Source organism: Coleofasciculus chthonoplastes PCC 7420 (genome assembly GCF_000155555.1).
Taxonomy (GTDB): domain Bacteria; phylum Cyanobacteriota; class Cyanobacteriia; order Cyanobacteriales; family Coleofasciculaceae; genus Coleofasciculus; species Coleofasciculus chthonoplastes_A.
Genome location: NZ_DS989875.1, coordinates 84,428 through 92,427, shown reverse-complemented (window position 1 = coordinate 92,427; position 8,000 = coordinate 84,428). Strand labels below are relative to the sequence as shown.

At 45.8% G+C, this 8,000-nt stretch carries 9 protein-coding genes and 1 pseudogene; 6 read left to right on the top strand and 4 right to left on the bottom strand.

Annotated elements, in window-relative coordinates:
• Positions 1–584 precede the first annotated feature (584 nt).
• Together MC7420_RS32280 and MC7420_RS32275 are read left to right on the top strand one after the other, a co-directional pair.
• Entirely contained in the window at positions 585–1,703 is a 1,119-nt protein-coding gene (locus tag MC7420_RS32280; RefSeq protein ID WP_006105923.1) for an NAD(P)/FAD-dependent oxidoreductase, read from the top strand.
• Positions 1,704–1,749: 46 nt separating this feature from the next.
• A complete protein-coding gene (locus tag MC7420_RS32275) occupies positions 1,750–2,316 on the top strand; it encodes a hypothetical protein (protein WP_006105965.1) in 567 nt (188 codons plus the stop codon).
• Positions 2,317–2,547: 231 nt separating this feature from the next.
• Here the strand turns inward: MC7420_RS32275 and MC7420_RS32270 are convergent, their stop codons facing one another.
• A complete protein-coding gene (locus tag MC7420_RS32270; RefSeq protein WP_044210957.1) occupies positions 2,548–2,748 on the bottom strand; it encodes a hypothetical protein in 201 nt (66 codons plus the stop codon).
• A gap of 158 nt (positions 2,749–2,906) precedes the next feature.
• On the opposite strand from MC7420_RS32270, the gene MC7420_RS42095 reads away from it, so the two are divergent.
• From MC7420_RS42095 to hemB, 4 genes are all read left to right on the top strand, one after another.
• On the top strand, positions 2,907–3,065 hold the full coding sequence (locus MC7420_RS42095) for a hypothetical protein (RefSeq protein ID WP_006105944.1): 159 nt from the start codon (positions 2,907–2,909) through the stop codon (positions 3,063–3,065).
• Positions 3,053–3,943 (top strand): ParA family protein, encoded by an 891-nt coding sequence (locus MC7420_RS32265; RefSeq protein WP_044210955.1) that lies wholly within the window; start codon positions 3,053–3,055, stop codon positions 3,941–3,943. Before MC7420_RS42095 ends, MC7420_RS32265 begins: the two co-directional genes overlap by 13 nt.
• A gap of 15 nt (positions 3,944–3,958) precedes the next feature.
• Positions 3,959–4,360: a hypothetical protein gene (locus tag MC7420_RS35945; RefSeq protein WP_006105916.1), complete on the top strand. Its 402-nt coding sequence runs from the start codon at positions 3,959–3,961 to the stop codon at positions 4,358–4,360.
• A gap of 102 nt (positions 4,361–4,462) precedes the next feature.
• Positions 4,463–5,446, top strand: a complete 984-nt coding sequence (gene hemB, locus MC7420_RS32255; protein ID WP_006105932.1) for a porphobilinogen synthase — start codon at positions 4,463–4,465, stop codon at positions 5,444–5,446.
• Between the two features lie 112 nt (positions 5,447–5,558).
• Here hemB and MC7420_RS32250 read toward each other — a convergent pair whose 3' ends face one another.
• The 3 genes and pseudogenes from MC7420_RS32250 to MC7420_RS32245 all read right to left on the bottom strand — a co-directional run bounded on the left by MC7420_RS32250 (position 5,559) and on the right by MC7420_RS32245 (position 7,926).
• Positions 5,559–5,876, bottom strand: coding sequence for a XisI protein (locus MC7420_RS32250; protein WP_006105914.1), 318 nt, complete (start codon positions 5,874–5,876; stop codon positions 5,559–5,561).
• A pseudogene (locus tag MC7420_RS37555) lies at positions 5,864–6,052 on the bottom strand (element excision factor XisH family protein); the annotation flags it as partial. The pseudogene MC7420_RS37555 and the gene MC7420_RS32250, both read right to left, overlap by 13 nt.
• A gap of 95 nt (positions 6,053–6,147) precedes the next feature.
• The gene (locus MC7420_RS32245; protein WP_044210953.1) at positions 6,148–7,926 is read right to left on the bottom strand and encodes a serine/threonine protein kinase; all 1,779 of its coding nucleotides are present in this window, start codon (positions 7,924–7,926) and stop codon (positions 6,148–6,150) included.
• Positions 7,927–8,000: the final 74 nt, after the last annotated feature.

Sequence of the window (8,000 nt, the reverse complement as noted above, 5' to 3'; positions counted from 1 at the left end):
TGATCGGTTCTTAACGTAGGCGCGGAAGTCCTCACCCTCAACGTTAGTAGAGTGAGGATAGACAGCGGGAAATCGGAAGTATGGAGATTTCCAAATTACAATTGTTAGGTTTACTTTTTAGCGCTATAATGATAGTAACCTTCCTTGGTCTACATGGTAATGCATGGGCTAAAGATGGCTGGGCTAGGTGTGATAGAGATGTAGTCCTTGCGCGTTAATGAACTCGACCACCGTTCGCTTTTGTAGCGTCCAGAAAAGAATAGCGCAAGATGCCTAACGGCATTACTCGGTTAGAACTCTAACCACAAACCGCGAAAACCAAGCGGACTAGCAAAATATCACTGTCTGCGGAAGGCGGACGGCTGCCTGTTGACGCTGAGTAAGACCATCACCAGATTAAGTTTTGGACTTTCTGTTCTTAGGAATTGGAAAGTACCCAACGTGGCATCGGCGGATGAAACGGGAAACCCTGAAGACGAATAAGACCGTCATTGTTTAGCTAAGTTAGAAGCCCTAACTTCAGCGAAGCAAGTTAGGGTACTTCACAGATTCCGGATGCCAGTAATGCCGGGGGAGTTGCCTGAATGACTCATGTTGCCATCATTGGGTGTGGAATTGTTGGTGCCGCGATCGCCTACCAACTAAGTGGCGTTTCGGGGCTACAGGTAACTGTGCTGGATCGACAACCGCCTGCCCAAGGGTCAACTGGGGCAGCATTGGGTGTCTTGATGGGTGTGATTAGTCAAAAGGTTAAGGGGAGAACCTGGCAGTTGCGCCAAGCGAGTATGCAGCGCTATGAAACCCTGATTCCGGAATTGGAAACCTTGACTGGGCATCACATTCCCTTTAACCGTCAAGGCATTCTAATGCTGGCGTTTGAAAACGACAATTTAGCCCGTTGGCAGAATTTAGTCAAAATTCGCCAATCTCAAGGATGGCAACTGGAAATTTGGAATACTGATCAGGTTCAATCCCACTGTCCTCAGCTTAATCTGGAGAATAGTATCGGTGCGATTTATTCTCCCCATGACCGACAAGTTGAACCCACCGCCCTTACTCACGCCTTAGTTGCTGCTGCCGAAAAGAGGGGCGTAACATTTAAGTTTGGCGTTGGTGTGGAAGGAATAGAATCCATGCCTGTTAATGGTTCCAATCAGCGAATTTGTCAGCAAATTTACACCCAGATGGAAACCTTGGCAGTGGATTGGCTGGTGATTGCGGCGGGATTAGGTTCGGCACAATTGGTCAATTTTCTCCTATCCTCACCAAATCAATCGTCTGCGATCGCACTCAAACCCGTTCTCGGTCAAGCGTTACAATTACGCCTAGGGAATACAATTGGTCATCCAGATTTCCAGCCTGTGATTACAGGGGATGATGTGCATATTGTGCCAATCGGTGGCGGTGATTATTGGGTAGGGGCAACGGTGGAGTTTCCTCATGGCGCTGAAGTGGTAGCAGAACCTGCGTTACTTGAACAGGTTAAGGAAGATGCGATCGGCTTTTGTCCTGCTTTAGCCCAAGCCACAGTGGTTCGCACTTGGTTAGGTAAACGTCCTCGTCCAGAAGGACAGCCTGCTCCGGTTATTGGTAAACTATCAGGTTATGATAATGTCTTGCTGGCAACGGGTCACTATCGCAACGGTGTTCTCCTCGCCCCAGCTACCGCCCAAGAGATTCAAGCAATAATCTGTGGCGTCTAGAATCTAGTGCAGGGCTTGGTTTATTTAAGATGACGGTGAAGACGACGTGTACCAACAAGAGCAAATTCAAGAGTTATTTGGAAAGCAAGTTCTTGAAGATGCGGATTTTTTAGCCAAAGGAATTCTCACGACTTTAGAATCTAAAGTTTCAAAACTTGCCTTCGCTTGTTTTTGGAATCAACGATTTTCCCCCTTTGAGATAAACGAGTTAAAAGTTGCTCCGATACTCAAAAAGTATCAAGAGCCTGTTAATAATGATATCGTTCAGTATTTAATCGTGATTAAGTCTATTATCTCTGGTGCTTGTGTCGTGAGGACAAATCTAACTAATCTAATTCAAAAAATTGAACCCGAAAAAATACTTATTGCTGCACCAGTAATTTATAAAACAGCAGAAGAAAAGTTAAGTAGTGAATTCAACAAGGATATTTACAGTAAATTTGAGTTTTTCTACTTTGCTAAAGATTCCACGCGAGATGATAAAGGTATAGTTCTACCTGGTATTGGTGGTAGTGTGTATGAGCGGCTAGGTTTTGAAGGTCAAGATGAAAAGAATAGATATATTCCTGAAATCGTTAAATCTCGACGTCACAAGCTTGTTCAAAACATTTAAAAATTAAAGACAGCCTGCTCCGGTTATTAATAAACTATCGGGTTATAAGAACGTATTACTGGGAACAGGTCAAGATTGATATCCTGCTTAATAGGGAGGCAAGAGTCGGCGGAATTTTAGGGCTTGAGCGACGATGCAGGTATGTTCCGTATCGTCAGAAACCATTCCTTTGTCAAAGAAAAAATGATGCCTGGTAATATTTGGATAAATCTGGCGTTGTCTAGGTTTTGATCATCCTGCACCAGGAAGTGCCAACACCTGTGCAACGGCTGTACCCAGCAAGCCGCCGATCATTGAATCGGTTGGGTTAGCCATGACAGGTAAGGAGAGGATTAGATTGGGCGCGATCGCAACATTGGTTCTGACGGTAACCACTCTTCTCCTATCCCTGACAGGAACAGGGTTTGCCGCTATCTGGTGGCTTGTAACCATGGCGTACTCTTATCGGAGCTTGTTACCTTGGAGAGTAGAAGGGTGATTAGCACTACCAGACGATAAGCTCATCAGCAGTAACAGGCTATCCCTTAATCCTACCAATGTAATCGGGTGAGCCTGAGAATTAGTGTAAATTGGCAGGACGTGTCTTCCCAATGACGAATAATAATCTTTTGCTTGATTTTCTACTACCAAACGTGACGCGATCGCGACCCATGAACCTACTCAAGTCTTCTAGGCAAAGACAAGTCTTCATTCAACAACTGTTCACCCTAATCAACCTAGAGATTGGAGTAGATTTGTGGCAATTGTAATTTCATTTATTAACTTGAAAGGAGGTGTGGGTAAAACAACAACCACCGTCGCCGTTGCTGAGATGCTGGCTGGAGTATTCCATCGCAAAGTTTTGGTTATTGACCTTGATCCGCAAACCAATGCCACATTAATGCTGATTGGCGAAGAACGATGGGAAGAACTCAATGAGAATCGTCACACCTTAGCCCAACTATTTCTGGATGCGATCGCGCCAGAACATCCTAAGTTTCATCTCCAGAAAACCTTGCAAAAGCAAGTCTCTAATGTTAAAGACTTAACCAGTTTAGACTTGCTTCCTTCAAGTTTAGATCTAATCAATGTGCAAGATAGGCTAGCGACTATTCCCGCCGGACGCTTTTATGCCGCCAGTCCGATTAACATTTTGCGGCGCGGAATTCGCGCCATTATTGACCCCTATGATTATATTCTCATCGACTGCCCCCCTAATTTAAGTATTGTGACACTCAATGGGTTACGAATTTCCCATGGTTATATCATTCCCACCATTCCGGATATTCTCTCAACCTATGGAATTCCCCAAATCACCAAAACTATTCATGAGTTTTCCGAAACCATCGCTGAACCGATTGTTCCTTTAGGGATTGTCATCTGTAAATATAATGCCGGAATGACACTGCACGATCGCGTAATTAAGGATTTACGTCGATACAGTAAAGACGCCCGTGTCTTTGAAACCCAAATTCCGCACAAACAACAAATTGCTGAAACCGTTGAATTCAATCATCCCTATAAGTTTTCAACCTTGCGACAAAAATGGGGATATGCGGGTCAGTTTGAACAATATCTCAATTTAGCCAAAGAGATCAGAATGGCGGCGAGTCAAATTATCAAAGATAAGCCGTCTCACTCCAGTTGAACTTGGAGAAATTGAATGAGCCTTGACAAACTTACAGCGTTGATCAAACTCCTGGAAGAAATACTTCCCGATACCCAAGCTACTCTGACCAAATACCAACATGATCCTGACTTTGCCGAAGAGATTGATTCGTTATTTCAAATTTTATCGACAAAAAAGCCATCTCCCGCGAAAAAGCGCCGCACTCGCCGACGTACCAGTGCTTTTGATCCGGTTGAACTCTATCACCAAAAAGGAGAGAAACACTTACGCGAACAGTTGCAACAACTTGAGGTTGAACAACTCAAAGACATGATTGCCGAACATGGGATGGATTCAAGTCGGCGGGCAATGCGCTGGAAAAAACGCGATCGCCTGATGGAGTTGATCGTCCAAACCGCTAGCTGTCGCGCCCGTAAAGGCGATGCCTTTCGCTGAGAGAGAGCGATTCTTATTTCTATCGTCAGGGTACGGCTCGTTCTACAATAGTTTTCTGGTCTAAAAATTTTAAGTTAATCCGTCTTTTCAAATCTTATGCCTATGTTTCCCATTCATCGTCCTCGTCGTCTCCGCCAAAGCACCCAGTTGCGTCGTATGGTGCGTGAAACTGTTGTCACAACTAGCGATCTCATCTACCCCCTGTTTGCTGTACCCGGTGAGGGAATCGCCCAAGAAGTCAAATCCATGCCCGGAGTCTACCAGTTATCGGTGGACAAAATTGTGGCAGAGGCGAAGGAAGTTTACGATCTGGGGATTCCGTCGATTATTCTATTTGGTATCCCGGATAATAAAGATGTCGAAGCCACGGGCGCATGGCATGATTGTGGAATTGTCCAGAAAGCCGCCACAGCGGTTAAAGAAGCTGTACCTGAGTTGGTGATTATTGCTGATACGTGTTTATGTGAATACACCAGCCATGGACATTGTGGGTATCTGGAAGTCGGCGACTTAAGCGGACGGGTTCTCAACGATCCCACCTTAGAACTCCTGAAAAAAACCGCCGTCTCTCAAGCCAAAGCTGGTGCGGATATTATTGCCCCATCGGGGATGATGGATGGTTTTGTCCAGGCAATTCGGGCAGGATTAGATGAAGCTGGATTCCAGGATACGCCGATTCTGTCCTATGCGGCGAAGTATTCCTCTGCCTATTATGGTCCGTTTCGGGATGCAGCCGAATCACCACCCCAATTTGGCGATCGCTCTACCTATCAAATGGACCCCGCCAACAGCCGGGAAGCCCTCAAGGAAATAGAACTGGATATTGCTGAAGGGGCAGATATGCTAATGGTTAAACCCGCATTAGCGTATATGGATATTATCTGGCGGGTGAAGGAAGCCACAAATTTACCCGTTGCCGCCTACAATGTATCGGGTGAATATTCCATGGTGAAAGCCGCCGCCCTGAATGGCTGGATTGATGAACAAAAGGTGGTGATGGAAACCTTGACTGGATTCAAGCGATCGGGCGCTGACTTGATTCTGACGTACCATGCTAAAGATGCTGCCCGTTGGCTACAGGATTAATTTATCAAGTAAGTAGGGGTACGACATATCGTGTCCCTACCGTGGAATTATGGCAGAATTCCTTCGACATCACTTTTGAGTTTGGGTAGCTCATGTTCTACAATTGATACCTTCATGAAGCAGCAGCAAGGCGTTCTCGAATACTAGGTGAACGAAAGCCCAAAACAATATCTTGTTTGGGTATACCTCGTTGAATGAGTTTCTGGTCAATGACAATCTCGGTGCTATTGTGCTGAATCCAGACTTTGCCATCAATAATATCTAGCTGCATGGCACAGCCGTAGATGCGGTAGTCTCCACGCCAACCAACGTGCATTACTAAATAATGATTGCGCTCAAAATCAAAAATCAGTTGTGCTTCGGGATCATCTGTCGCAAATTCTTGCAAGAATTCACGCACGATTTGGCGATATTCATCTACTCGATCCATTGTTCGATAACCTCCTGCGTAGGGTTGTATACAATTAGGCGAATGTCGTAGCGTTCAATTACAGTTTTAGCTGGCTCGAAACGTAGAAACGTTTGATAAACATCTTTGGGGACAGCCAGATAAAGGATGCGATCAGGTTCTTCTGAGGCTTCTAAGGCAATTCGGTAGTTTAAGCATTGACCGAGGTGTCGATCCCCCTAAATCCCCCTTAAAAAGGGGGACTTTGATCGACTGTACTTTATTACAGCGAAAAGCACTGTATCTTTTGCCATTACCGCCATCCCAACCAACGCAACACAGGAACCAGCAGATAATAACTCACGCCTAACCAAAAGCCTAGGGTAATACCAAGTAAACCAAAAAAACTAATGGTATTGATAAAATCTAACCAACTGCCATCGGAGAAGGAAAAGATATGAACTAATACCTCCAACGGCAATATATTTAACCGAACTAAGCCGGAAAATAGCATACCTGTACCTGCTGCGGCTACGGCGGCATGAACCAGGTAATGACTGGGTAAACCTAATCCTAACACCAAGGGAATAACTGCAATAGCTGTGACTAAACCCAGTAACCGATCCGCGATCGCATAAGATAGCGATACCTGCAAAAAATCCCCCAATCCGGTCAATTGCTGCCTAGCCAAAGCGGAGATCGACGCCTGCCAAATAAACCAACCCACACCATACCCAAAAACCCCGGTTATCCCAGCAATAATCCGCCGTTTCTGTTGACCGAATCCTCCCGACTCCGTTAATCCCCAAGCCGTCCCCAAACCCGCACAAGCGAACATCAGCAGTTCCCGCCAAGGGATAATCTGAATTTCGGGAACGATGAGAGTCCATTGTCCGATCATCCAAGCCGCAAAGCGATCGCCTATAATCGTCCAGTTAATCAAAGCAAATCCAGCAGAAGCACCAAAGGCTGCACCGATTCCCGCCATCACCATTACCCAAGTGGTATCTAAACAAGCCAGAACTATGCTGATAAAGACTCGCCACACCCAGCGCACTAAACTAACAATAATTTCAGCGCAGGTAATCAGAACTCGTATAGAAATCTCTTGTGCTGTTCCTGCGGCTTTAGCCAGTGCCGGCAATAATGAGGATGATGAAGAAGACGATTTTCTGTTAAAACGGCAACTGACAACCAAACGCCGTTGAATCTCGGCGGCTTTAGTGGGTCGATGGTGAGGATCAAGGCGAATCATACTATCGAGTAAGTTAGCTAAACCCCGACGGACTTTAGTGCGATCGCGCCAGTGAAATTCACCCGTAACCGGATCTTGTAAATCCGCTAACTCTTGACCCGTAAGTAATTGAATCATGGTACGCCCTAAGGCATAAAAATCAGCCCTTGGTCCCACCACATCCCCTGCAATCTGTTCAGGGGGACTATAACCCGGAGAAATTAAGCGGGTGGAACGATTCTCTGTCCCCACAGGGATCGCGCCAATTTGTTTCGCGCCGCCAAAATCAATCGCCACCAGTTGACCAGTTTCCTCGCGCACCATTAAGTTCGAGGGTTTAATATCCCGGTGAATAATTCCCAAATCATGTAACTCCTGGAGAATATCAGCCGCTTGGTACAGCCAACTCATAATCAACATCTCCGGACACCCCTGAGGGTAACGGTTTAAGATCGCCTCCAGCGTCTGACCATTTATTTTTTCCATAACCAGACAAGGGAGTACCCGCTGTTGGCAGGATCTCAGACCTACAGTAAAATAGGCACCAGACTCCACTTTAGGCACACCCGGATGGTTCAGACGTTGCAATACGGCTGCCTCTTGTTCAAATAGCTGCAACGCCTTGGGTGACGTTTCTACCAAAAGTTTCAAGACTTTTTCCGTTTGATCCTGCTGATCCCAAACCGCATAAATCGCCGCAAATCCCCCTAAACCCAAACGCTGGAGAGGAACGTAGCGATTATTTAGTCGCAGCATCGATCCACAACTGCTACAAAACTTAAAGTCCCCAGATTGAGGATAAGGACGGGGGCAGTCAGGATTAATACAATAGACCGACTCTATAAATGACTGATGCACGATCACCAGCGATAGACGGTGCCTCTCGATTTTACACAATAAATTCCCCAGTCTTTTCAGTTATGGGGACTCAA

Bases quoted from the DNA above. Each gene is read 5' to 3' on its own strand.
- MC7420_RS32280 (WP_006105923.1), top strand. From the start codon at position 585: ATGACTCATGTTGCCATCATTGGGTGTGGAATTGTTGGTGCCGCGATC.
- MC7420_RS32270 (WP_044210957.1), bottom strand. From the start codon at position 2,748: ATGGTTACAAGCCACCAGATAGCGGCAAACCCTGTTCCTGTCAGGGAT.
- MC7420_RS42095 (WP_006105944.1), top strand. From the start codon at position 2,907: ATGACGAATAATAATCTTTTGCTTGATTTTCTACTACCAAACGTGACG.
- MC7420_RS35945 (WP_006105916.1), top strand. From the start codon at position 3,959: ATGAGCCTTGACAAACTTACAGCGTTGATCAAACTCCTGGAAGAAATA.
- hemB (WP_006105932.1), top strand. From the start codon at position 4,463: ATGTTTCCCATTCATCGTCCTCGTCGTCTCCGCCAAAGCACCCAGTTG.
- MC7420_RS32250 (WP_006105914.1), bottom strand. From the start codon at position 5,876: ATGGATCGAGTAGATGAATATCGCCAAATCGTGCGTGAATTCTTGCAA.